This is a genomic window from Microbacterium sp. M1A1_1b, assembly GCF_053345565.1.
In genome coordinates, this window is record NZ_JBKFAJ010000010.1 from 24,903 (window position 1) to 47,948 (window position 23,046).

General features: G+C 72.1%; 24 protein-coding genes. 4 read left to right on the top strand and 20 right to left on the bottom strand.

Annotated features, from left to right (window positions below; genetic code table 11):
• The first annotated feature begins 11 nt into the window (after window positions 1-11).
• Window positions 12-2,174, top strand: a complete 2,163-nt coding sequence (locus ACLBWP_RS17290) for a RecQ family ATP-dependent DNA helicase (protein ID WP_447656086.1) — start codon at window positions 12-14, stop codon at window positions 2,172-2,174.
• A 160-nt stretch (window positions 2,175-2,334) separates the two neighbouring features.
• Here ACLBWP_RS17290 and ACLBWP_RS17295 read toward each other — a convergent pair whose 3' ends face one another.
• From ACLBWP_RS17295 to ACLBWP_RS17330, 8 genes are all read right to left on the bottom strand, one after another.
• Complete coding sequence (locus ACLBWP_RS17295) at window positions 2,335-3,210, bottom strand: oxidoreductase (RefSeq protein WP_447656087.1); 876 nt, start codon at window positions 3,208-3,210, stop codon at window positions 2,335-2,337.
• 79 nt (window positions 3,211-3,289) lie between these two features.
• Entirely contained in the window at window positions 3,290-3,595 is a 306-nt protein-coding gene (locus ACLBWP_RS17300; RefSeq protein WP_447656088.1) for a hypothetical protein, read from the bottom strand.
• A gap of 10 nt (window positions 3,596-3,605) precedes the next feature.
• The gene (locus ACLBWP_RS17305; RefSeq protein WP_243561842.1) at window positions 3,606-4,121 is read right to left on the bottom strand and encodes a hypothetical protein; all 516 of its coding nucleotides are present in this window, start codon (window positions 4,119-4,121) and stop codon (window positions 3,606-3,608) included.
• A gap of 164 nt (window positions 4,122-4,285) precedes the next feature.
• Window positions 4,286-4,837 carry a hypothetical protein gene (locus ACLBWP_RS17310; RefSeq protein ID WP_447656090.1) on the bottom strand — a complete coding sequence of 184 codons (552 nt, stop codon included), beginning with the start codon at window positions 4,835-4,837 and terminating at the stop codon, window positions 4,286-4,288.
• A 91-nt stretch (window positions 4,838-4,928) separates the two neighbouring features.
• Entirely contained in the window at window positions 4,929-6,455 is a 1,527-nt protein-coding gene (der, locus tag ACLBWP_RS17315) for a ribosome biogenesis GTPase Der (RefSeq protein ID WP_447656091.1), read from the bottom strand.
• 35 nt (window positions 6,456-6,490) lie between these two features.
• Window positions 6,491-7,186, bottom strand: coding sequence for a (d)CMP kinase (gene cmk, locus ACLBWP_RS17320; protein WP_447656137.1), 696 nt, complete (start codon window positions 7,184-7,186; stop codon window positions 6,491-6,493).
• Window positions 7,187-7,356: 170 nt separating this feature from the next.
• Window positions 7,357-8,469 carry a prephenate dehydrogenase gene (locus ACLBWP_RS17325; protein WP_447656093.1) on the bottom strand — a complete coding sequence of 371 codons (1,113 nt, stop codon included), beginning with the start codon at window positions 8,467-8,469 and terminating at the stop codon, window positions 7,357-7,359.
• 38 nt (window positions 8,470-8,507) lie between these two features.
• Window positions 8,508-9,248, bottom strand: a complete 741-nt coding sequence (locus tag ACLBWP_RS17330; protein WP_243562118.1) for a pseudouridine synthase — start codon at window positions 9,246-9,248, stop codon at window positions 8,508-8,510.
• A 696-nt stretch (window positions 9,249-9,944) separates the two neighbouring features.
• Between ACLBWP_RS17330 and ACLBWP_RS17335 the strand changes: the two genes are divergently transcribed.
• Window positions 9,945-10,514, top strand: a complete 570-nt coding sequence (locus tag ACLBWP_RS17335) for a hypothetical protein (protein ID WP_447656094.1) — start codon at window positions 9,945-9,947, stop codon at window positions 10,512-10,514.
• Between the two features lie 55 nt (window positions 10,515-10,569).
• Here the strand turns inward: ACLBWP_RS17335 and scpB are convergent, their stop codons facing one another.
• The 9 genes from scpB to ACLBWP_RS17380 form a co-directional block, all read right to left on the bottom strand.
• On the bottom strand, window positions 10,570-11,277 hold the full coding sequence (gene scpB / locus ACLBWP_RS17340) for an SMC-Scp complex subunit ScpB (protein WP_243561847.1): 708 nt from the start codon (window positions 11,275-11,277) through the stop codon (window positions 10,570-10,572).
• The gene (locus tag ACLBWP_RS17345) at window positions 11,267-12,115 is read right to left on the bottom strand and encodes a segregation and condensation protein A (protein WP_447656096.1); all 849 of its coding nucleotides are present in this window, start codon (window positions 12,113-12,115) and stop codon (window positions 11,267-11,269) included. Before ACLBWP_RS17345 ends, scpB begins: the two co-directional genes overlap by 11 nt.
• Window positions 12,099-12,977, bottom strand: a complete 879-nt coding sequence (locus ACLBWP_RS17350) for a ParA family protein (RefSeq protein WP_447656097.1) — start codon at window positions 12,975-12,977, stop codon at window positions 12,099-12,101. The genes ACLBWP_RS17345 and ACLBWP_RS17350 overlap by 17 nt, the downstream gene beginning before the upstream one ends.
• Window positions 12,978-13,180: 203 nt before the next feature.
• The gene (locus tag ACLBWP_RS17355; protein WP_447656098.1) at window positions 13,181-13,999 is read right to left on the bottom strand and encodes an SseB family protein; all 819 of its coding nucleotides are present in this window, start codon (window positions 13,997-13,999) and stop codon (window positions 13,181-13,183) included.
• A 17-nt stretch (window positions 14,000-14,016) separates the two neighbouring features.
• On the bottom strand, window positions 14,017-14,763 hold the full coding sequence (priA, locus tag ACLBWP_RS17360) for a bifunctional 1-(5-phosphoribosyl)-5-((5-phosphoribosylamino)methylideneamino)imidazole-4-carboxamide isomerase/phosphoribosylanthranilate isomerase PriA (protein ID WP_447656100.1): 747 nt from the start codon (window positions 14,761-14,763) through the stop codon (window positions 14,017-14,019).
• A gap of 207 nt (window positions 14,764-14,970) precedes the next feature.
• Window positions 14,971-15,606 carry an imidazole glycerol phosphate synthase subunit HisH gene (gene hisH, locus ACLBWP_RS17365; protein ID WP_447656102.1) on the bottom strand — a complete coding sequence of 212 codons (636 nt, stop codon included), beginning with the start codon at window positions 15,604-15,606 and terminating at the stop codon, window positions 14,971-14,973.
• Window positions 15,603-16,205, bottom strand: coding sequence for an imidazoleglycerol-phosphate dehydratase HisB (hisB, locus tag ACLBWP_RS17370; RefSeq protein WP_243561853.1), 603 nt, complete (start codon window positions 16,203-16,205; stop codon window positions 15,603-15,605). Before hisB ends, hisH begins: the two co-directional genes overlap by 4 nt.
• A complete protein-coding gene (locus ACLBWP_RS17375) occupies window positions 16,202-17,323 on the bottom strand; it encodes a histidinol-phosphate transaminase (RefSeq protein ID WP_447656104.1) in 1,122 nt (373 codons plus the stop codon). The genes hisB and ACLBWP_RS17375 overlap by 4 nt, the downstream gene beginning before the upstream one ends.
• Window positions 17,324-17,399: 76 nt before the next feature.
• Window positions 17,400-17,765 carry a LysM peptidoglycan-binding domain-containing protein gene (locus ACLBWP_RS17380; protein ID WP_243561855.1) on the bottom strand — a complete coding sequence of 122 codons (366 nt, stop codon included), beginning with the start codon at window positions 17,763-17,765 and terminating at the stop codon, window positions 17,400-17,402.
• Between the two features lie 303 nt (window positions 17,766-18,068).
• Between ACLBWP_RS17380 and lexA the strand changes: the two genes are divergently transcribed.
• Window positions 18,069-18,713, top strand: coding sequence for a transcriptional repressor LexA (lexA, locus tag ACLBWP_RS17385; RefSeq protein ID WP_243561856.1), 645 nt, complete (start codon window positions 18,069-18,071; stop codon window positions 18,711-18,713).
• Window positions 18,714-18,774: 61 nt separating this feature from the next.
• Here the strand turns inward: lexA and hflX are convergent, their stop codons facing one another.
• Entirely contained in the window at window positions 18,775-20,298 is a 1,524-nt protein-coding gene (gene hflX, locus ACLBWP_RS17390; RefSeq protein WP_243561857.1) for a GTPase HflX, read from the bottom strand.
• Between the two features lie 61 nt (window positions 20,299-20,359).
• Here hflX and ACLBWP_RS17395 point away from each other — a divergent pair, with 61 nt between their 5' ends.
• On the top strand, window positions 20,360-20,974 hold the full coding sequence (locus tag ACLBWP_RS17395; RefSeq protein WP_447656105.1) for a class I SAM-dependent methyltransferase: 615 nt from the start codon (window positions 20,360-20,362) through the stop codon (window positions 20,972-20,974).
• Window positions 20,975-21,176: 202 nt separating this feature from the next.
• Here ACLBWP_RS17395 and dapF read toward each other — a convergent pair whose 3' ends face one another.
• The gene (dapF, locus tag ACLBWP_RS17400; protein ID WP_447656106.1) at window positions 21,177-22,067 is read right to left on the bottom strand and encodes a diaminopimelate epimerase; all 891 of its coding nucleotides are present in this window, start codon (window positions 22,065-22,067) and stop codon (window positions 21,177-21,179) included.
• The gene (gene miaA / locus ACLBWP_RS17405; protein ID WP_447656108.1) at window positions 22,064-23,041 is read right to left on the bottom strand and encodes a tRNA (adenosine(37)-N6)-dimethylallyltransferase MiaA; all 978 of its coding nucleotides are present in this window, start codon (window positions 23,039-23,041) and stop codon (window positions 22,064-22,066) included. Before miaA ends, dapF begins: the two co-directional genes overlap by 4 nt.
• Between the last annotated feature and the right edge of the window lie 5 nt (window positions 23,042-23,046).

Sequence of the window (23,046 nt, forward strand, 5' to 3'; positions counted from 1 at the left end):
AGCATGGGGCCATGTCTTCTCCCGTGCTCGGTTCCGGCCCGACCGTCCCGCCTGCCGTACCGCCGTCGGCGGACATCGCTGCCGAGGCGCAGCAGGCACTCGCCGCCCTGACGGGGCGACCCGACGCGGTCTTCCACCCCGGCCAGCTCGAGGCGATCTCGGCGCTGGTCGAGCACCGGCAGCGTGCCCTGGTCGTGCAGCGCACCGGATGGGGCAAGTCGGCCGTGTACTTCCTGGCGACGCTGCTGCTCCGGCGTCGCGGCGGTGGTCCGACCGTGCTGGTCTCGCCGCTGTTGGCACTCATGCGCGACCAGGTCGCCGCAGCGGCCCGGGCCGGCGTCCGCGCCGTGTCGATCAACTCGGCCAACGCGCACGAGTGGGGCGAGACCCAGGCGGCGTTGGCACGCGATGAGATCGACGTCCTGCTGGTCTCGCCCGAGCGGCTGAACAACCCGAAGTTCCGCGACGAACAACTGCCGTCGCTGATCAGCCGGATGGGCATGCTCGTCGTCGACGAAGCGCACTGCATCTCCGACTGGGGCCACGACTTCCGTCCAGACTACCGGCGTCTGGCAGAACTCATCCGCTCCCTGCCGCACGGCGTGCCTGTCCTGGCGACCACCGCCACCGCGAACGAGCGCGTGGTCGAGGACGTCGCCGAGCAGCTCACCGCCGGTCCCGCCGACCCGGTGTTCACGATCCGCGGGTCGCTCGCACGGGCCTCGTTGCGGCTGGGCGTGCTGACGCTGCCCGATGCCCGCGCTCGCCTCGGGTGGCTGTTGGCACACCTGGGCGACCTGCCCGGCAGCGGGATCATCTACACGCTGACGGTCTCCGCTGCCGAGGACATCGCCCGGCTGCTGCGCGAGAGCGGCCACGCGGTCCGCGCCTACACCGGCCGCACCGACACCGACGAACGCGAACAGCTCGAGCAGCAGCTCAAGGGCAACGAGCTCAAGGCCCTGGTGGCGACGAGCGCACTCGGCATGGGGTTCGACAAGCCCGACCTGGGGTTCGTCGTGCACGTGGGTGCGCCGTCGTCGCCCGTGGCCTACTACCAGCAGATCGGCCGTGCCGGGCGTGCCACCGACAACGCCGACGTGCTGCTGCTGCCCGGGTACGAGGACCAGGAGATCTGGAAGTACTTCGCCAGCGCCTCGATGCCGACCGAGTCGCGTGCGTCGGCCGTACTCGGGGCGCTGTCGACCGACACCGCGATGTCCACCGTCGCCCTCGAGGGGCTCGTCGACATCAAGCGGTCCACGCTCGAGCTGCTGCTGAAGGTGCTCGACGTCGACGGAGCCGTCCGCCGGGTCGCCGGCGGGTGGGTCTCCACCGGGCAGCCGTGGACGTACGACGCCGCGCGCTACGAGCGGGTCGCCGCGGCCCGGGCAGCCGAAGCCGCGTCGATGCTCGAGTACGAGTCGACCTCGGCGTGCCGGATGCAGTTGCTGCAACAGGACCTCGACGACCCGTCCGCCGAACCCTGTGGCCGGTGCGACAACTGCGCCGGGGTCTGGTACCCGGACGGCGTTCCCGAGAGCGCATCGACCGGGGCCGCCACGGCGCTGGACCAGGTCGGTGTCGAGATCGCCCCGCGCGCGCAGTGGCCGTCGGGCATGAGCGCGCTCGACGTCCCCGTCAAGGGCAAGCTGCCGGCGACCGAGGTCGTCGCACCCGGGCGGGCCGTCGCTCGCCTGACGGACCTGGGCTGGGGCGGTCCGCTGCGCGCGCTCTTCGCGCCCGGGGTGCCGGATGCGCCGGTGTCACGCGAGCTGCTGGACGGGTGCATCCGTGCACTGCGGGACTGGCCATGGGAGGTCCGGCCGACCGGGGTCGTCGCGATGACGTCACGATCGCGGCCGCTGCTGGTCTCGTCGCTGGCCGATGCGCTGTCGTCGATCGGCAAGCTGCAGTTCCTCGGCACGCTCGAGCGCTCGGGCGGGGTGCCGCGTGGCGATGGTGCGACGAACAGCGCCTACCGGTTGGCCGGGGTGTGGGACAGCTTCGTGGTGGGGCCGGAGCTCGGCGCCGCACTGCAGTCGCACGAGGGGCCGGTGCTGCTGGTGGACGACCTGGTCGACAGCCGGTGGACCATGACCGTTGCGGGTCGTGAGCTGCGTCGTGCGGGGGCGGCGGCCGTGTTGCCGTTCGCGCTGGCCACGGTCGCCTGACGTCCCCGGGCGACCCCGGAGCCCGGAGCCCGGAGCCCGGAGCCCACGGTTCCGGATCCGACGGTCTGGACGCCGACGGTCCCGAAGCCCACGACACCCGGCGGACGAGGGGCCCGCGGCGACACCGCCACGGGCCTCCCGTCCGTCACCCGGTCCGGGTCTACGCGGCGGCCCCGATCGCGTCCAGCTCCGCCACCGCATCCTCGGGCAGCACGTACCCGGCCGACGCGACGTTGTCGCGCAGGTGGGCGACCGACGACGTCCCCGGGATCAGCAGCATGTTCGGCGAGCGCTGCAGCAGCCACGACAGCGCGACGGTCAGACGCGAGACACCCAGCCGCGCAGCGACGGCGTCGAGCGCGCCGGACTGCAGCGGCGAGAACCCGCCGAGCGGGAAGTACGGCACGTAGGCGATGCCCTGCTCGGCCGTCAGGTCGACGAGCGCATCGTCCTCGCGCCGGGCGACGTTGTACATGTTCTGCACGCACACCACCGGCGCGATGGTCTGCGCCTCGGCGAGCTGCTCGGCCGACACCGTCGACAGGCCCAGGTGGTTGATGAGCCCCTGCTGCTGCAGTTCGGCGAGCGCCGTGAACTGCGGCGCGATCGACCCGGGCTCCGGCGCGTCGAAGCCGCCCATGCGCAGGTTGACGACATCGAGCCGCTCGACCCCGAGTCGCTCGAGGTTGTCGTGCACCTGCTGGACCAGCTCGTGCGGCTCACGTGCGTGAGGCCATCCGCCCTGCTCGTCGCGACGGGCACCGACCTTCGTCACGATGCGCAGATCGGCGGGGTAGGGGTGCAGGGCCTCGCGGATGATCTCGTTCGTGACGTGCGGGCCGTAGAAGTCGGACGTGTCGATGTGGGTGATGCCGAGCTCGACGACCGTGCGCAGGACGCGGATCGCCTCGTCGCGGTCGGTGGGCGGGCCGAAGACCCCGGGGCCGGCGAGTTGCATCGCGCCGTAGCCGACGCGGGTGAGTTCGAGGTCGTCTGCCAGGCGGAAGGTGCCGCCGGGGAGCGTCGTGTTCGTCATGGGTCCCACGATGCTCCCCGGCAGCCGAGCGTGCCAGGGCCGGCCGTTCCTGGGTCCGGCCGACCCAGGATGCGGTGCGTCAGGAGCGGTACCCGACCAGGCGTCGGACGGCTTCCTCGACCCGGAGCCGTCGCTCGGCCTCTGCCACCCGCTCGGTGAACGCGGCATCGGGCAACGCGGCCTCGGCGCCGACGACGGCGAGCACGTACGCCAGCAGTTCGGCCGGGTCGAACACGTCCGGGTCGACCGCGCCACCGCCGGACGTGGCCAGTGCACGGACCGCCTCGGGCGTCACCGCAGGCAGAGCGCCACCGGCTCGGACACGCTCGTACAGGTCTCCCGCGGACCGGGGCAGGTCGTCGGGGTCCAGCAGCGACGTCGTCATGCCGCCGATCCTACGGAGCGCTCCGTCGTGCGGGCTTGGGGAACGTCGTGCGCATGTGGTCCGAGGTCAGGACGTCGCCGATGCCGACCATCAGCACCGAGAACACGATCTGCTCGATGACCATCCAGAACGGGTACAGCCCGGGGATCGCGGCGACGATGAGCGTCACGATCGGGAAGATCCGGCTGAACAGCCGCAGGCGCTGGTACGCCCAGTAGTAGCCGAGCTGTGCGCGCCACGCGAACACGTAGAGCGTCAGGGTGATGAGCAGCACGACGGTGGCACGGAACCACACCGCCCACGGGATGGTCTGGCCGTCGCGGGTCAGGACGATCGCGACGACGATCGCGGCCAGTCCGACGACGGTCTCGGCGACGAGCAGCCAGCGGATCCAGCGGAACGACCGCACGGTGTCGGGGTGGTCGAGCATGTCCCGCCGGATGACGTAGTCGGCCTGTCGGCCGCCGGCCAGGCGGTCGAGTCGCAGGCGGCACCAGAGCCGGTCGGCGAAGGCGGGGAACGTCACCAGACCATGGTGCCGTATCCGGCGCACGCCGCGGACCACGGGCCTCCAGTCCGGACGGGAGGCCCGACCGACGTCCGCCCCGCACGCCGCGTCGGCACGCACCGCGTCCACCGCGTCACGCGTCCACAGCGGCACGGGCGCGTCCGGCGCCTGCCGCGACCGCGTCAGCGGGCGGGCAGCAGTTCCGCGCCGCCCATGATCGTGGCGGTGTTCCAGTCGAGGACGAGCAGCGAGTGCACCGCGGGCGGCAGGATCTGCGGAAGCCGCACGTCGATGACGGCGCCGGTCGCATCGTGCGCGATCACCCCGACCTCGACCGGGTCGCCGAGCGGGATCCACTCCGCTCGTCGCCCGGCCGGCACGACGTCGCCCCCGGTGAGCTGCACGCGCATGTCGGCTTCCGCCAGGTCGGTGTCGAACCCGGTGATGGTGACGCGGATCGCCTGCTCGCCGGTCCGTGTCACCGTGACGTGCCCGACGGTGTGGGCGCCGATCGACACCAGGTCGCCGTCGACCGGCAGGCTCGTGCGGTACCAGGGCTGGTCGACGAGCGGCGTGCTGGTGGCGGACGGTGTCGCACGGACGAGCGGCTCCGGCGTGGTGCGACCGGTGGGCACCGGGACCGACAGCAGCACCGAGACCGCGACGACGCCCGCGACGACGCTCACGCCCGTGGCGATCCACGTCGTGCGCATCGGCCCCGGCACTGGTGACATGCACGGAGCGTACGCCGGACCGGTGACCCCCGGGGACGACGACGGCCGCCGGGGAGGTGCCCGGACGGCCGTCGTGTGGTGCTGGGTGGGATCAGGTGCGCTTCCGGCGCTCGCGCACCCGCATGTTCACGGTGATCGGCGTGCCCGCGAAGCCCCAGACCTCGCGCAGGCGCCGCGTGATGAACCGGCGGTACTGCGGGTCGAGGAACTGGGTCGTGAAGAGCACGAACGTCGGCGGCTGGCTGGCGGCCTGCGTGCCGAACAAGATGCGCGGCTGACGACCACCACGGACCGGGTGCGGGTGCTCCTGCACGAGCTCGGCGATGAAGGCGTTGACCTTGCCGGTCGGGATGCGGGTGTCCCACGACTCGAGCGCGGTCTCGAGGGCCGGCACGAGCTTCTCGAGGTGGCGACCGGTGCGCGCCGAGATGTTCACGCGGGGCGCCCAAGCGACGTGCGCCAGATCCTGCTCGATCTCGCGCTCGAGGTACCGGCGGCGTTCGTCGTCCAGCAGGTCCCACTTGTTGTAGGCCAGGACGAGCGCACGGCCCGACTCGAGCACCAGGTCGATGATGCGCAGGTCCTGCACGGACACGGGCTCGGTGACGTCGAGGACGACGACGGCGACCTCGGCCTTCTCGAGCGCGGCGGTGGTGCGGAGCGACGCGTAGAAGTCGGCGCCCTGCTGCAGGTGCACGCGCTTGCGGATGCCGGCGGTGTCGACGAACCGCCAGACACGGCCGCCCAGCTCGACCTGCTCGTCGACCGGGTCGCGGGTGGTGCCGGCGAGCTCGTTCACGACGACGCGCTCTTCGCCGGCGGCCTTGTTGAGCAGCGAGCTCTTGCCGACGTTGGGACGACCGAGGATCGCGACGCGCCGGGGGCCACCGATCTCCTGCTTGGCGACGGCGGAGATGTCGGGCAGCGTGGTGATGATCAGGTCGAGCAGGTCGGCGACACCGCGGCCGTGCAGCGCGGAGACCGGGTGCGGCTCACCGAGGCCCAGGTTCCACAGTTCGTAGGCGTCGAGGTCGCGGCGCTCGTCGTCGGACTTGTTCGCGACGACGATGACCGGCTTGTCGGTCCCGCGCAGCATCTTGACGACGTGCTCGTCGGTCGCGGTGATGCCGACCGTGACGTCCACGACGAACAGCACGGCGTCGGCCAGGTCGATCGCGACCTCGGCCTGCAGCGCCACCGAGGCGTTGATGCCCTTGGCGTCGGGCTCCCACCCGCCGGTGTCGACCAGGGTGAACCGCTTGTCGTTCCACTCGGCCTTGTAGCTGACGCGGTCGCGCGTGACGCCGGGGACGTCCTGCACGACGGCTTCACGGCGACCGAGGATGCGGTTCACGAGCGCCGACTTGCCGACGTTCGGGCGTCCGACGATCGCCAGGACGGGCAGCGCGGGCAGGATGAGGACGCCGTCCTCGCCCAGGGTGCCCGCTTGCAGCAGTGCGACGTCCTCGTCGTCGAGCTCGTACTCCTCGAGCCCGGCGCGCAGCGCGGTCGCCCGCTGCTCGGCCTCGGTCTCGTCGAGGCTCGCGATGCGTTCACCGAGGGAGTCGTCGTACTCCGGGAAGTCGTCGTGCTCTGGTCCGTTGTCCGGTTGCGCCATGGTGGGTTCCTTGCCGGCGGCCGCCTGGCCGCGTGTCAGTGTCCGGCCGTGCGGGCCAGGTCGACGACCGCTTGTACGGTCTGGTCGAAGTCGAGGTCGGTGGAGTCGAGCGTCGTGACGCCGTCCGCGGCGTTCATGAAGTCGACGACCTTCGCGTCGGCGGCGTCTCGTCGGGCGAGTGCTGCCGAGGTCTCGGCGGCCGACTGGGTCGTGACCTCTGCCGAGCGCCGTGCCATCCTAACCTGTTCGTCGGCCGTCAGCAGGATCCGGACCTCGGCATCGGGGGCGACGACGGTCGTGATGTCGCGTCCCTCGGTGACGATGCCCTGCGCGTCGGTCTTGCGCATGACGTTCCGGAACAGCTGCACCAGGCGCGCCCGGACCTCGGGGAGCTTGGCGATGTGGGCCACCGCGGCCGTGACGTCGGGCGTGCGGATGGCCTCTGTGACGTCGGTGCCGTTGACCCGGACGAAGTACTCGTCGGGGTCGGTGCCGATCTCGTAGTCGAAGGTGTCCCAGCTCGCCAGGACCGCCGCGGCGTCGTCGAGGTCGACCTGCTGCTGCAGCGCGTGCCACGCCAGTGCTCGGTACGCGGCACCGGTGTCCTGGTACCCGAACCCGAGCGCGCGAGCGGCCGCCCGCGAGACGCTGGACTTGCCGCTGCCGGCCGGGCCGTCGACCGCGATGACGAACTTGGCGACGTACGCGCCGTCGGTCAGGCCCGCGGGCATCGGGTCGCGGGTCATCCCGGGTTCGCCGCCGCCCTGCCCGTCGGCGCCCCCGGTCAGGCCCTCGGCGGGGCCGGGCTGGCCGGCCGGGGTCGGCAGGCCGGTGTCGGGGCCGTCCGGTCCCCCGGTCACACCGCTGTCGGTGGCGGTGCCGTGCGTCTGCTGGTCCTCGTTCACGCCCATGCTGCTGCGATCCTCCATCCGCGACCCTCGAGCTCGTCGACGAGTCGCTGTTCCTGCTCGGGGACGACCGACACCTCGACGATGCCGATCGGTCCGCCGGGTGAGTGCTCGAGGCGCAGGTCCTCGAGGTTGATGCCGATCTCGCCGATCGTGGCGAGGAGTGCGGCGATCTGCCCGGGACGGTCGTCCACCAGGACGACCACCTGGGCGAAGCGCTTGGTGGTGCCGTGCTTGCCCGGCAGCCGCTCGACCCCGCGGTTGCCCGACGCCATCGTCTCGGCGATGGTGCGCGGAGCGCCGGCTGCGTCGGGATCAGCCAGGGCGTCGATCACCCGGGTGAGTTCGTCACGCAGGTCGGCGAGCACCGGCCGGATGTGGGCCGCGTTCGCACCGATGATCTGCACCCACAGGCCGGGGTCGCTCGCCGCGACCCGGGTGACGTCGCGGACGCCACCGCCGGCGAGCTCGAGCGCGGCTTCCGGGGCGTCCTGCAACCGCGAAGCCATGAGCGTCGACACCAGCTGCGGCACGTGCGACATTACGGCGACGGCGCGGTCGTGCGGCTCGGGCTCCATCGGGATGACCGTGGCGCCGAGGTCGAGCGCCAGGTCCTCGACCACCGCGGCACGACGGAACGTGATTGCGTCGTGCCCGGCGATCACCCAGGGCCGTCCGATGAACAGGTCGGCACGCGCCGCGGTCGGGCCGCTGCGTTCGCGGCCGGCCATCGGGTGCGAGCCGATGTACCGCGACACGTCGGCGCCGGCTGCCCGCAGCGCTTCGAGCGGCGCGGACTTGACGCTCGCGACGTCGGTGACGATCGCGTCCGGGTGGTCGGCGAGCTCGCGCTCGACGACCCGCGCGGTGACGTCCGGCGGGACCGCCACGACGATGAGTTCGGGCGTGTCCCCTGCGGCAGGTCGTCGCCCGGCGCCGTAGTCGACGGCCAGGGCGAGCGTCGCCGGGGACACGTCGTCCAGGATGACCTCGACGCCGCGTTGCCGCAGGCCCAGGCCGATCGAGGCGCCGAGCAGCCCGGCGCCGACGATGCGGACCGGTCCGCGGACGCGCCGGTCGGGATCGGGCTGGGGCTGGTCGGTCACCCGCTCAGCCTACCGATCCGCGACCGTGCGCCTGGGGATCAGTCGCTCGTCTCGACGTTGGGGTCGCCGACCGGCTTGCCTGCGCCGCGCGCGATCCCGAGCAGCTGCCCGAGTTCGACGCTCGTCAGTTCGCGCGTCCGGCCGCTCGGCAGGCTGCCGAGGTGCAGCGGCCCGAACGACCGACGGACCAGCTCGTTGACGGGGTGCCCGACCGCGTCGAGCATGCGGCGCACGATGCGGTTGCGCCCCGAGTGCAGGGTCAGCTCGACGAGCGACTCGCCGCGCGAGGACTCCAGCAGACGCACCTTGTCGGCGGCGATCGGCCCGTCCTCGAGCTCGATGCCGTCGAGCAGCGTCTGCACCGTCGCCGGGTTCACGTTGCCCGCGACCTTGGCGATGTAGGTCTTGGTGACGCCGAACGACGGGTGCGCGAGCACGTGGGCCAGCCCGCCGTCGTTCGTCAGCAGCAGCAGCCCGGACGTCTCGGCGTCCAGGCGGCCGACGTTGAACAGGCGCTCCTCGAACTTGTCGACGAACTGCGACAGGTCCGCACGGCCACGCTCGTCGAGCATGCTCGACACGACGCCCGTCGGCTTGTTGAGCAGCACGTACCGGCGCGAGGTGTCGACCTGGATCGGCACGCCGTCGACGGAGATCTGGTCCTCGGCGGGGTCGACACGACGCCCGAGGGCCTCGACCACCTCGCCGTTGACCGTCACACGGCCCTCGGCGATCAGGTTCTCGGCCACCCGACGCGATGCCACACCGGCGGCGGCCATCACCTTCTGCAGGCGCTCGCCCTCGGGCTGCAGGTCGGCCGGCGTCGCGGCAGCACCCTCGGCAGCGTCCCAGTCGGGGATGATCGGGCGTTCCGGCGTGCCCTCGAGCGGCGTTCCCTCGGCGTCGCGCTGGCCCTCCGGCCGCGGCGTGGTGCCACGGTCGCGGTTGCGGACCGTCGCGGTGCCTCCGACGTACCGGCGGCCGTTGTGCCAGACACGGCTGGCCGGGGCGTCCGAGCCCTGACCACGACGGTCGTCACGGCGCGGGTCGCGACGGTCGTCGCGGCGGTCGCGCTGGTCACGGTCGGCGTTGCTCCAGCGGGGCCGGTCGACGCGGCGGTCGCCGGTCGGTGCGGGACGACGGTCGCCGCTGCGGTCGTCACTGCGGTCGCCGCTGCGGTCGTCGTCACGGCGACCGTACCCGCGGTCGTCACGCGCAGCCGGACGGGAGGCCCCGGTGCCGTACCCGCGGTCGTCACGACGGGCGCCACCACGGTCGTCGTCACGGCGACCGTACCCGCGGTCGTCACGTCGGTCGTCACGCGCAGCCGGACGGGAGGCTCCGGTGCCGTACCCACGGTCGTCACGTCGCGGAGCACCGCGGTGGTCACGGCGCGGGGCTCGGTCGTCCTCGCGACGGCCGTACCCGCGGTCGTCGCGGCGCGGCGCGCCACGATCGTCGCGACGGTCGCCCTCGTGCCGGACGAACCCGCGGTCATCACGTCGGGGAGCACCCCGGTCGTCGCGGCGCACGAAGCCACCGTCGTCGCGACGCGGAGCACCCCGGTCGGCACCGCGGTCATCGCGACGCGGGCCACGGTCGAAGCCGCGGTCGTCCCGACGCGGAGCGCCACGGTCGAAGCTGCGGTCGTCCCGACGCGGAGCACCGCGCTCGGCGCCACGATCGTCACGGCGCGGAGCGCCACGGTCGTCCCGACGCGGAGCGCGGTCGTCGTCGCGACGTCCGTACCCGCCGCGGTCGTCGCGACGCGGAGCGCCGCGGTCGGCACCCCGGTCGTCGCGGCGGAACCCGCCACGGTCGTCGCGCGGGGCACCCGACGAGCGTCCGCCGTACCCGCGGTCGTCACGCGGCGCACCGCCGGTCGGTCGACCGTACCCACGGTCGTCCCGCGAGCCGCCGGACGATCGTCCGCCGTACCCGCCACGCTCGCCACCGCGGTCCGACCCCCCGGGGCGACCACGGTCGTCGTCGCGACGCCCGTACCCACCGCGGTCCGACCCACCCGGGCGCCCCGGGCCTCCTGACCGTCCGCCGCCGGAGGCGCCGTCCCGCCCACCGGCGCCGCCGTGTCGTCTGTCCTCATACGCGGCCATCGGGGATCCCTTCGTTCTGCTCGAAACCGTCGACGCCGTCCTCCAACAGGGGGGAGATCAGCGGCAGTTCGTCGAGCGAGTTGATGCCGAGCTGCTGCAACAGCAGGTCGGATGTGACGTAGTTGATCGCGCCGGTCTCGGCGTCGGTGAACGACTCCTCGATGAGCCCGCGCGCGACGAGGGTGCGGACGACGCCGTCGACGTTGACGGCCCGGATCGAGGCGATCTGCGACCGGGTGATCGGCTGCTTGTAGGCCACGACGGCCAGGGTCTCGAGCGCCGCCTGGGACAGCCGCGAGGGTCGCTCGGCCTCGACGAACTGCTCGACGACGGCGTCGAGGTCCTGGCGTACGTAGAAGCGCCAGCCACCGCCGACCTCGCGCAGTTCGAACCCGCGGCGGACGGTGCCGTCGACACCGTCGAAGTCGGCGACCAGGCGCTCGATCGCCTGGCGGACGACCGGCACGGGGACACCGACGGCCGTTCCGAGCGACACGAGCGACTGGGGCTCGTCGGCGATCATCAGGATGGCCTCGAGCTGCCGGTCGACCGCGTGACCGGAGGCCACCTGCGCCGTGTCGGCGTGGCTGTCCGCCGCGTGCGACCGGATCGACTCCTCGATGGCGCGCGCGTCGGCGACCTCGTCGGCGCCACCGGGTTCGGCGCTGGAGACGTCGTGGACGTCATCCGTCATAGTCGGCTCCAAGGTTGGCGAGGCTCTCGTCGGTCCAGTGCTCGGCGGTCCAGCGCAGGGTCAGTTCCCCGAGTGGTTCGTCCTGCTCGAAGGAGATCGAGGCGTTCCGGTAGAGCTCGAGGACGGCGAGGAAACGAGCCACCACGATACCCGTGATGTCGACCCCGGCGATGACCTCGCGGAACGCCACGTCCGGATCGCCCGACTCGGCACGCGTGCGCAGGATCGACACGACCACCGCGGCCTGTTCGCGGATGCTGACGAGCGGTGCGTGCAGGTGGTCGAGTCCCACGGTCGGGATCTCTCGTGGCGCGAAGGCCAGGGCAGCGAGCGCCGCGAAGTCCTGCACCGACAGGGTCCACACCAGCTCGGGCGTCCGCGCACGGAAGCGTTCCTCGAGCCGGACGCTCCGGACGTGCCGGCGGGACTCGGTGGTCCACCGCTCGCCGAACCAGTCCGCGGCCTGCTTGAACGCCCGGTACTGCAGCAGGCGGGCGAACAGCAGGTCGCGGGCTTCGAGCAGCGCGACGTCCTCGGCGTCGACGAGCTCGCCCTGCGGCAGCAGCCCGGCGATCTTCAGGTCGAGCAGGGTCGCCGCGACGACCAGGAACTCACTCGCCTCGTCGAGTTCTTCGGCGGACTCGGCCTGGCGCACGTACGCGATAAACTCCCCCGTGACGACGCCGAGCGCCACCTCGGTGATGTCGAGCTCGTGCTTCGTGATGAGCGACAGCAGCAGGTCGAACGGCCCGTCGAAGTTCGTCAGGCGGACCCGGAAGCCCGGCAGGGCCTCGGGGACGGCCGGTGTGTCGGCGACGGGATCAGGCGACGGCGCCACGCTGGACGAGCTCTCGTGCGAGCTGCCGGTAGGACTTGGCCGCGGTGTGCTCGGGCGCGGTCTGCGTGATCGGGCGCGCGGAGACCGTGGCGTCCGGGAACTTGACCGTACGGCCGATCACGGTGTCGAGCACGCGCTCGTCGAAGGTGTCCACGACGCGCTCCATGACCTCGCGCGAGTGCAGCGTGCGCGAGTCGTACATCGTCGCCAGGATCCCGTCGAGCGTCAGCGCGGGGTTGAGCCGATCGCGCACCTTGTCGATCGTCTCGATGAGCAACGCGACACCGCGCAGCGCGAAGAACTCGCACTCGAGCGGGATGAGGACCCCGTGCGCGGCGGTCAGCGCGTTGACGGTGAGCAGGCCGAGCGAGGGCTGGCAGTCGACCAGGATCACGTCGTAGTCGCCGGCGACCTTGCGCAGGACGCTCGCCAGGATCTGCTCGCGCGCGACCTCGTTCACCAGGTGGACCTCGGCGGCGGACAGGTCGATGTTGGCGGGGATGACGTCGAGCCCGGGGGTGTTCGTCGGCTGGATGACCTGGTTCGGGTCCTTCACGGCGCCCATGAGCAGGTCGTAGACGGTGTGGATGTCGTGCGTGCGGACACCGAGGCCCGCCGACAGTGCGCCCTGCGGGTCGAAGTCGACGGCCAGGACCTTGCGGCCGTACTCGGCCAGCGCAGCACCCAGGTTGATCGCGGTGGTCGTCTTGCCGACCCCGCCCTTCTGGTTGCACAGCGCGATGATCCGGGCGGGACCGTGCCCGTCGAGCTCTTCGGGCACGGGGAACTCGCGGACGGGCCGGCCGGTCGGACCGTACGTGGTCTCGCCGGTGCCGGGCTGGGTCGTCGGGTTCGTGCTCACCCCGTCATCGTACCGGCGCACCGGGGACGGTCCGGGGCGCACCGCCGGAGCGGACGGGGCCCGCGCTCGGTGGGACCCGAGGGCGCGACCGGCGGGACGGAGCCGCACCGGGCCTCCAGGCCGACCAGACCGACCAGACCGACCAGACCGACGAGACCGACGAGACCGACGAGACCGACGAGACCGACTGGACCGTCGACCCGTCAGACGGCGCGCAGTGCGACCCGCATGCTGTCCACCCGTTCCGCGATGACGGCGTCGGCCGTCCAGCGCTGCTGCAGCCGGCCGACCAGGGCCGCGACCTGCTCGCGGTCGAGGCCCGGGTGCAGGACCAGACCGACGGTCAGTTCCGGGCCCGCGAAGCGTCCGAGCGGGTCCCCCGGTGCCAACTCGACGCGCGCGACGTCGGACTCGCCGGCGACGGAGTCGGCGAAGGCCTGCGCGACCTCGGGGTCCTCGAAGCACGGCGTCCACGGCAGGTCCTGCCCGAGCGCCCACACCGCGGGCCGACGCAGGACGAACTCGCTCGGCGAGGTGGGGTCGAGCACGACGAGCTGCGTGTCCTCGCTGGCGGCCGCCATGGCCACGCGGCGGGACTCGACCGGGATCGGCCGCGCGTCGGCGTCCCAGGCGTGCATCGCCTCGACGGAGGTGAAGGCCGGCATCACGGTGCGGCCGTCCGGTCCGGCGACCGTCACGATCGACAGCTCCTGGGTCTTGTCGACCAGGCGGCCGTCCGGGGTCGTGCCGACCTCGCCGGCTTCGGCGACGAGCGGGACGAGCAGTCGCGCGCTGGTCAGCGCGGCGAGCACGGCGCCCTGCGAGGCACCGGACGGCAGCGCGGCGACGGCCGCCAGGACCGCGGGGTCCGCCAGACCGTCGTCGTCCGCGAACGCGTCGTCGTGGCTGTCGAAGGTCCGTCCGGCCCACGGGAAACCCGCCGAGTCCGCACCGTGGACCGGGTCGTGCGCGTACTCGTGTTCGTCGGGCCCGCCGCCACGACCGTTCGAGATGCCTGCCACCGTGCCGACGCCGATGCCTAGGCCGACGCGACGTCGAGCGCGGCCGGCAGTGTGAAGGCGCCCGAGTACAGTGCCTTGCCGATGATCGCGCCCTCGAGCCCGTGCGGCACGAGTGCGCGGAGCGCCACCAGGTCGTCGAGCGTCGAGATGCCGCCGGAGGCCACCACGGGCTGGTCCGTCCGGTCGCACACCTGGCGCAGCAGCTCGACGTTCGGGCCCTGCAGCGTGCCGTCCTTCGTGACGTCCGTGACGACGTACCGGGCGCAGCCCGCGGCTTCGAGCCGGTCGAGTACCTCCCACAGGTCGCCGCCGTCCTCGGTCCAGCCGCGGGCTGCGAGCGTCGTGCCACGTACGTCGAGCCCGACCGCGATCTGCACGCCGTACTCGCCGATCACGCGGGCGGCCCACTCGGGGTCCTCGAGCGCCGCGGTGCCGAGGTTCACACGGGCAGCGCCGGTCGCCAGTGCCGCTTCGAGCGCGGCGTCGTCGCGGATGCCGCCCGACAGCTCGACCTGCACGCCCTCGACCTCGTCGATGGCATGCGCGATCACCCGGCGGTTGTCGCCCCGGCCGAACGCGGCGTCGAGGTCGACCAGGTGGATCCACTCGGCCCCCTGGTCGCGCCAGGCGCGCGCCGCGGCGACCGGGTCGCCGTAGCCGGTCTCACTGCCGGCCTCGCCCTGGGTCAGGCGCACGGCCTGGCCGTCGACGACGTCGATCGCGGGCAGCAGGACGAGGGGCGGGGTCGAGGTCAGGTCGGTCATGGTCCTGTCGGTTCTGTGGCTGGTTCACGGTCGGTCTGGAGGCCCGGTGCGGGTCGGCCGCGCGGGGTGCGCCCGGTGGCTGGTCGGGTTCGGTGCCGGTCGGGTGCGGTGCTGGTCGGGTCCGGTGCCGGTCGGGTCCGGTGCCGGTGCCGGTGCTGGTCGGGTCCGGCGCCGGTGCCGGTCGGGTGCGGTGCTGGTCGCGGCGGGTCAGAGGGAGCGGACCCAGTTGCGGAGCAGCTGGATGCCGGGTTCCCCGGACTTCTCCGGGTGGAACTGCGTCGCCGTCAGCGGCCCGTTCTCGACCGCCGCCACGAACCGCTGCCCGTGTTCGGCCCAGGTCAGCTGCGGCGCTCGGAAGGGTCCGTACGCCTCGAGCGGGAAGTCGGTGACCCCGTAGGAGTGCACGAAGTAGAACCGTTCGTCCTGCAGACCGTCGAACAGCACGGTGTCGGACGGCGGCTCGACCGTGTTCCACCCCATGTGGGGCAGCACATCGGCCTGCAGCTGCTCGACCGTGCCGGGCCACTGCCCCAGGCCCTCGACGTCCGCACCCCGCTCGAGCCCGCGGGCGAAGAGCACCTGCATGCCGACGCAGATGCCGAGCACCGGGCGCCCGCCTGCCAGACGGTGGTCGACGATCTCGTCACCACGCACCTGCTCGAGCTGGTCGACGACGGCCGCGAAGGCCCCGACGCCGGGGACCAGCAGCCCGTCGGCCTCGAGCGCCGCGCGCTTGTCCGACGTCAGTGTGACCTCGGCGCCCGCACGCTCGAGCGCCTTGGCCGCGGAGTGCACGTTGCCGGAGCCGTAGTCGAGGACGACGACCTTCGGGGTGCCGCTCACAGGGCGCCCTTGGTCGACGGGATGCCGTCGACGCGCGGGTCGAGCTCGACGGCGCGACGCATCGCCCGGGCGAACGCCTTGAACTCGGCCTCGGCGATGTGGTGCGGGTCGCGGCCCTCGAGCACGCGGACGTGCACCGTGATGCCCGCGTTGACCGTGATCGCCTCGAACACGTGGCGCACCATCGACCCGGTGAAGTGGCCGCCGATGCGGTGGAACTCGAACCCTGCGGGCTCACCGGAGTGCACCAGGTACGGGCGACCGGACACGTCGACGACGGCCTGGGCCAGGGCTTCGTCGAGCGGGACGAGCGCGTCACCGTAGCGGCCGATGCCGGACCGGTCGCCGAGGGCCTGCTTCAGCGCCTGTCCGAGCACGATGCCGGTGTCCTCGACCGTGTGGTGCACGTCGATGTCGGTGTCCCCGGTCGACTTCACCCGCAGGTCGATCAGCGAGTGCTTGCTGAAGGCCGTGAGCATGTGGTCGAAGAACGGCACGCTCGTGTCGATGTCGGACGAGCCGGTGCCGTCGAGGTCGAGCTCGAGTTCGACGCTCGACTCGCTGGTCGAGCGGCTGATCGTGGCGGTGCGCGCGGTCATGCTGCAACCCTAACCGGCGGCTGTTCCACGGCGACTCGGCGCATGGCGTCGAGGAACGCCGTGGTCTCGGCCTCGGTGCCCGCACTCACGCGCAGGTGGTTCGGGATGCCGAGGTCGCGGATGATGACGTCCTGCTCGAGCAACGACTCGAACGCCGCGTGCGGGTCGGCCACGCCACCGAACAGCACGAAGTTCGACCACGTGTCGTGCGGGGTGTACCCCATGGCGCGCAGTTCGGTGACCATGCGGTCGCGCTGCGTGCGGATGTCGTCGACCATCGCGAGCATCGCCGGCGCGTGGCGCAGCGCGGCGACCGCGGCGGCCTGGGTCAGCGCGGACAGGTGGTACGGCAGGCGGACCAGGCGCAGCGCGTCCACCACGGCGGGGTGCGCCGCCAGGTAGCCGACGCGGGCGCCGGCGAACGCGAACGCCTTGCTCATCGTGCGCGAGACCACGAGACGCTCGCGGCCCGGCAGCAGGGTCAGCGCGGAGGGCTGCCCCACGGGCATGAACTCCGCGTAGGCCTCGTCCACCATCACGATGCCGTCCGTGGCGTCGTACACGGCCTGGATCGTCGCGAGGTCGAGGGGCGTCCCCGTCGGGTTGTTCGGCCCGCACAGGAACACCAGGTCGGGCTGGTGCTGGCGAACGGCCGCGGCGGCTGTCTCCGGCGAGATCCGGAAGTCGGCGTCACGTTCGGCAGCGATCCAGCGTGTGCCGGTGCCCGACGCGATGATCGAGTGCATCGAGTAGGTGGGCGGGAAGCCGAGGACGCTGCGCCCGGGACCACCGAACGCCTGCAACAGCTGCTGGATGACCTCGTTGGACCCGTTGGCCGCCCAGATCTGCTCGGCTGCCAACGCGCCGGTCGACAGATCGCGGCTGAGGTAGCCCGCAAGCGCCTGCCGGAGCTCGGTGAACTCGCGGTCCGGGTAGCGGTTCACGGTGGCGAGCGCCTGGCGGATCGACGCGAGGATGTCCTCGGCGACGTCCTGTGGCACCGGATGGGTGTTCTCGTTGACGTTGAGCTGCACGCGGACGTGCTTCTGCGGAGCGCCGTAGGGGCTCAGACCGCGCAGGTCGTCTCGGATGGGGAGGTCTTCGAGCGTGAATGCCACCGATCCATCGTAGAGCGGTTGCCCTGCGCGATGACCGGCCGTCCGGACGGTGCCCGGGTGCGCCCCGGGCACACCGTCACCTGGCGTCGGTGTACTGCGTCGGGATGGCGATCTGCTCGCCGGCCTGCAGCCCCGAGCCGTCGAGGGCGTTGAGACTGATGACGTCCTGCACGAAGTCGCGCGGGTCGGCGTTGGGCGCGGTCTGCTCGGCGAGCTGCCAGAGGGTCTCGCCCGGCTGGATGGTCACCGTCTGGAAGTCGCTGTGCCCGGCGGTGTTGCCGGCCGAGGCCTGACCGCCGTTCAGGGCGAACAGCGCGACGACCACCAGGAGCGGGAGCGCGGCGAGCGTGGTCAGGACGATGCGGCCGCGCCGGGTCAGGCGCAGGCGGGTGCGGACGACGCGAGGAGCGTCCTGCATGGATGCAAGTGCGATGGTGCTCATGTCGTTGGTGCCTTCCGTGTCGAGGTGGACGTCATTTCGAGATGGACACTGCGTCTGCATGAACTGCGTCTGCGTGAACACCGCGCCGAAACCACGTTCCGAACCGCTGTACCGAACATACGTTCGAACATCAGGTCGCACAAGTCCTCGGGAGACATTTCTGGGGAGTTTTCGTGCGACACGCTCGAACAGGTGTTTGTCCGGCACAGTGCAGTCGGATACTGTTTCGACCAACTGGGACAAGCCTGGCGGGGACCACCGACATTCCCGCAGCGCTGCGTCCCGACCAGGAGGCGAGACGACGTGGCGGACGAACTGCGGGTCCAGAAACCGCTCACCGCGAAGCAGCAGGCGATCCTCGATGCGATCCGCGCCTCCATCGCGAGCCGGGGCTACCCGCCGAGCATGCGCGAGATCGGCGATGCCGCCGGACTGTCGTCGCTGTCGAGCGTGTCCCACCAGCTCGGCCAGCTCGAGCTCGGCGGATGGATCCGCCGCGACCCGAACCGGCCCCGTGCGCTCGAGGTCCTGGTCGACGAGCCCTCGGCCGACATCGACGGCCCGGACGTCGACACCACGACGCTCGTGCCGCTCGTCGGACGGATCGCCGCCGGTGTGCCGATCACGGCCGAGCAGCACGTCGACGAGCTCATCCCGCTCCCCCGACAGCTGGTCGGCTCCGGTGACCTCTTCATGCTCAAGGTCGTCGGCGAGTCGATGATCGACGCCGCGATCTGCGACGGCGACTGGGTCGTCGTCCGTTCACAGCAGACGGCCGAGAACGGTGACGTCGTCGCGGCGATGCTCGACGAGGAAGCCACCGTCAAGGTCTTCCGCCAGCGCGACGGCCACACCTGGCTGCTCCCCCGCAACACCGCGTTCGAGCCGATCCTCGGCGACGCGGCAACCGTCCTCGGCAAGGTCGTCGCGGTTCTCCGCTCGCTCTGACCCGCACATCACGAAGGCCCCCTCGCGCGCTGCGAGGGGGCCTTCGTCGTGTGGCTGGGCGCTAGGCGGACACGGCTGGCGCGACCACGTAGGGGTCGAGCTCGGCGACCTGCCGCTGGAACACGCGGACGTGCATCCGGGTGCCGTCTTCGACGTAGTCGACGGACTCGACCGCGCCGGTGTCGTGCAGGTGCGAGACCAGGTCGCCGCGGTCGTAGGGCACCACGACGGTCAGCTCGACGTCCGGTTCGGGCAGCTTCGCCTCGATCGCGGCGAGCAGGTCGCCGATGCCCTCGCCCGTGCGCGCCGACACGAAGACGGCGTCCGGAGCCAGGCCGACGAGCACCATGCGCTGCGCGTCGTCGATCAGGTCGGCCTTGTTGAACGCGACGATCTCCGGGATGTCACGGGCACCGACGTCGCCGATCACCTCGCGCACGGTCGCCAGCTGCGCCGCGGGGTCGGGGTGTGAGCCGTCGACCACGTGCACGATGACGTCGGACTCGCCGACCTCTTCGAGCGTGGAGCGGAATGCCTCGACCAGCTGGTGCGGCAGGTTCCGGACGAAGCCGACGGTGTCGACGAACGTGAACTCGCGGCCCTTGGTGCTCTCGGTCCGGCGGACCGTCGCGTCGAGGGTGGCGAACAGCTGGTTCTGCACGAGGACGCCCGCGCTGGTCAGTCGGTTCAGCAACGAGGACTTGCCCGCGTTGGTGTACCCGGCGATCGCGACGCTCGGCACCTCGTTGCGGTGTCGGTCGGCCCGCTTGGCCTCACGCGCGGGGCGGAACCCGGCGATCTGACGGCGGAGCTTGGACATGCGCGTGTGGATGCGACGACGGTCGAGTTCGATCTTCGTCTCACCGGGACCGCGCGAGCCCATGCCAGCACCGCCGGAGACCTGGCCACCGGCCTGCCGGGACATCGATTCACCCCAACCACGCAGGCGCGGCAGCAGGTACTCGAGCTGGGCGAGTTCGACCTGGGCCTTGCCCTCGCGCGACGTGGCGTGCTGGCTGAAGATGTCGAGGATCACGGCCGTGCGGTCGATCACCTTGACCTTGACGACGTCCTCGAGCGAGCGCCGCTGCGACGGGGCGAGCTCGGTGTCGGCGATCACGGTGTCGGCTCCGGTGGCCTTGACGACCATCGCGAGCTCTTCGGCCTTGCCCTTGCCCAGGTAGGTCGAGGGATCGGGGTGCGGTCGGCGCTGCAGCAGCCCGTCGAGCACCACGGCACCCGCGGTCTCGGCCAGCGCGGACAGCTCGCGCAGGGAGTTCTCGGCATCGGCCGCGTCGCCCTGGGCGTACACGCCGATCAGGACGACCTGTTCGAGCCGGAGTTGCCGGTACTCGACCTCGGTGACGTCCTCGAGTTCGGTGGAGAGACCGGCGACCCGCCGCAGCGCCGCGCGGTCCTCTCGGTCGTACTGGTCGCCGTCACCGGCCCAGCCCTGCTCGTCGACCGAGCGGGTCTGGATCGCCTGTGCCGGCGCGAAGATGGACGAGCTGGCTCGCGAGTCGGCGTTGCGCAGCACACGCTCGACGACGCCGTCGCCTTCAGCTGGGTTGTTGGGTTCCGTCATGCTTTCCACAGGGTACCTCCGGCGCCGCCGGGACACACGGGTCTGCCGGTACGGTTCTTCCATGGCGAACGACCACTACTTCTCGGCCACCCCGGAGAGCCCGGCGCGCCCGCGCCAGATCACGGTCACCCTGGCCGGTCGCACGCTGTCGCTCACCACCGCAGCCGGGGTCTTCAGCCCGGACGGTGTCGACCGCGGCACCCGGGTGCTGTTGGGCTCCGTGCCGCCACCGGCGCCCGACGGCGCGCTGCTCGACGTGGGCTGCGGCTGGGGGCCCATCGCGATCACGATGGGACTGCTCTCCCCGGACGCCACCGTGTGGGGCGTGGACGTCAACGAGCGCGTCCTCGACCTCGCCCGGCACAACGCCGACGTGGCCCAGACACCGAACGTGTCGATCGCGCTGCCCGGCGACGTACCAGCCGACCTGCGCTTCCGCACGATCTGGTCGAACCCGCCCATCCGCGTGGGCAAGGACGAACTGCACGACATCCTGACGACCTGGTTGCCACGGCTCGAAGTCGATGGTGATGCCTGGCTGGTCGTGTCGAAGGACCTCGGCGGGGACTCGTTGCAGCGGTGGCTGTACGACTCGCTCGGGTCGTCGTTCCACGTCACCCGCGCGACGACGGACAAGGGCTTCCGCGTCCTGCGCGTGCACCGCACGGCCGAGTAGCCGAGCGGCCGGCCACCGTCACCGACGTCGCTGACGCACCCCGAGCCTCCCGCGCGCCGGCGGCCCGCCGTCCGCACAACCGAAAGCAAGCGGCACCACGCGATCACGTGGTGCGGGGTGATTCCCGTTGTGCGAACGCACCCCGCGCCAGCGGGCGACCCCGCCCCGCGAGGCTGGGCGCGCCACGGCGCGGCGCCGCGCCTCAGACCGTCAGGTCGCCCGAGAACACCAGCTCGGCCGGCCCGGCCAACGAGACGTGCTCGCCGTCCTCGGCCGCGAACATGCGCACCGTGACGACCCCGCCCGGCACACGCACCCGCCAGGTGTCGGGCGCCGACGCTCCGGCCCAGTGCCGCGTCGCGAGCGCTGCCGCCACCGCTCCGGTCCCGCACGACAGGGTCTCGCCACTGCCGCGCTCGTGCACCCGCATCGTGATCTGCCCCACGCCGTCCTGCACGAGCGGGTCACCGGGCAGGACGAACTCGACGTTCGCTCCGGCCGCGGGCGCCGGGTCGAGCACCGGCACGTAGGTCAGGTCGATCCCGGCGAGTTCGTCGTCGGACGCGACGGCCACGACGACGTGCGGGTTGCCCACGTCGATCCCCAGGCCCGGCCGAGCGCGATCCAGGGCCTTGGCGCGGACGAGCACGTCGGACGCGCCACCACCCTCGATGCCGAGTCCCCACCGCCCCAGGTCGGCCGCGAAGCCGTTCGCCTGCCGCTGCACGTCGACGATGCCCTTGCGGCTGCCGACCGACAGGGTCTCGCCGGGCTGCAGGTCGACCAGGCCGGATTCGGTCAGGTAGCGGGCGAAGACCCGGATGCCGTTGCCACACATCTCGGCGACGGTGCCGTCGGCGTTGTGGTAGTCCATGAACCAGGTCGCGGACGGGTCCTGGTCGACGATCGCCCGCCCCTCGGGGATCGCGTCGGAGCGCACCGCGCGGATCACGCCGTCGGCCCCGACACCGAAGTGCCGGTCCGCGATCGCACGGATGCGCTCTGGGGTCAGGTCGACCGTGGCGTCGGGGTCGGCGAACAGGACGAAGTCGTTGCCGGTCCCCTGGCCCTTGGTGAAGTGCAGCTCGGTCACGGCACGATCCTACGGGCCAGCGCCGTCAGGTCGGCCCGGTCGTGGCCGGTCACGTCGAGCACCTGCGCCTCGGCGTACCGCCGGAACCAGGAGACCTGTCGCCGCGCGTACTTGCGGGTCGCGATGCCGGTCGCCTCGACCGCCTGCGCCACGGTCGCGGTGCCACGCAGGACCTCGAGGGCCTGCGCGTACCCGATGGCTGCTCGCGCGGTCCGACCCTGCTCGAGGCCGACCTCGCGCAGTCCCGCCACCTCGTCGACCAGGCCCTCGGCGAACATGCGTTCGGCGCGGGCGTGCAGCGCGGTGACGAGCTGCTCACGTTCACGGTGCAGCCGCAGGACCGTTGCGGGTCGCCACGCGTGCGGCGCGGACGGGAGGCTCGTGGTGACCCGGTCCGATCGGCTCGCGATCTCGACGGCGCGGATCAACCGCCGCGGATTGCGTGCGTCGATCGTCGCTGCGGCCTGCGGGTCGAGTTCCCGCAGACGGGCGAGCAGGACGTTCGGCCCGTGCTCGTCGTGTTCCCGCTCGAGTTCGGCGCGCAACACCGGGTCGGTCCCCGGGAAGTCGAGCTCGTACAGCACCGACGACACGTACAGCCCGCTGCCCCCGACCAGCACCGCGACGCCACCGTCCGTCGTGATGCGGTCGATCGTCGCCCGCGCATCCCGCTGGTAGGCGGCGACACTCGCCTCGTCGGTGACGTCGAGCACGTCGAGCTGGTGGTGCGGGATGCCGTGCCGCTCGGACGGTGGCACCTTGGCCGTGCCGATGTCCATGCCGCGGTAGAACTGCATCGCGTCGGCGTTGACGATCTCCGCCATCCGCCCGTGCTGGCGGTACCGGTCGGCCACCGCGATCGCCAGGTCGGACTTGCCCGTCCCCGTCGACCCGACGATCGCGATCAGGTCGTGCGGCGCGTGGTCGGCACCGGGGTCGGGCACGAGCGCCGGACCCGGCTGGTCGGTCGGCACCGCGG

Excerpts from the sequence above, each read along its gene's own strand:
- ACLBWP_RS17290 (WP_447656086.1), top strand. The coding sequence starts at position 12 with ATGTCTTCTCCCGTGCTCGGTTCCGGCCCGACCGTCCCGCCTGCCGTA.
- ACLBWP_RS17295 (WP_447656087.1), bottom strand. The coding sequence starts at position 3,210 with ATGACGAACACGACGCTCCCCGGCGGCACCTTCCGCCTGGCAGACGAC.
- ACLBWP_RS17300 (WP_447656088.1), bottom strand. The coding sequence starts at position 3,595 with ATGACGACGTCGCTGCTGGACCCCGACGACCTGCCCCGGTCCGCGGGA.
- ACLBWP_RS17310 (WP_447656090.1), bottom strand. The coding sequence starts at position 4,837 with ATGTCACCAGTGCCGGGGCCGATGCGCACGACGTGGATCGCCACGGGC.
- der (WP_447656091.1), bottom strand. The coding sequence starts at position 6,455 with ATGGCGCAACCGGACAACGGACCAGAGCACGACGACTTCCCGGAGTAC.
- cmk (WP_447656137.1), bottom strand. The coding sequence starts at position 7,186 with ATGCCCGCGGGCCTGACCGACGGCGCGTACGTCGCCAAGTTCGTCATC.
- ACLBWP_RS17330 (WP_243562118.1), bottom strand. The coding sequence starts at position 9,248 with ATGGCCGCCGCCGGTGTGGCATCGCGTCGGGTGGCCGAGAACCTGATC.
- scpB (WP_243561847.1), bottom strand. The coding sequence starts at position 11,277 with ATGACGGATGACGTCCACGACGTCTCCAGCGCCGAACCCGGTGGCGCC.
- priA (WP_447656100.1), bottom strand. The coding sequence starts at position 14,763 with ATGACCGACCTGACCTCGACCCCGCCCCTCGTCCTGCTGCCCGCGATC.
- hisB (WP_243561853.1), bottom strand. The coding sequence starts at position 16,205 with ATGACCGCGCGCACCGCCACGATCAGCCGCTCGACCAGCGAGTCGAGC.
- ACLBWP_RS17380 (WP_243561855.1), bottom strand. The coding sequence starts at position 17,765 with ATGAGCACCATCGCACTTGCATCCATGCAGGACGCTCCTCGCGTCGTC.
- hflX (WP_243561857.1), bottom strand. The coding sequence starts at position 20,298 with ATGACGGAACCCAACAACCCAGCTGAAGGCGACGGCGTCGTCGAGCGT.
- ACLBWP_RS17395 (WP_447656105.1), top strand. The coding sequence starts at position 20,360 with ATGGCGAACGACCACTACTTCTCGGCCACCCCGGAGAGCCCGGCGCGC.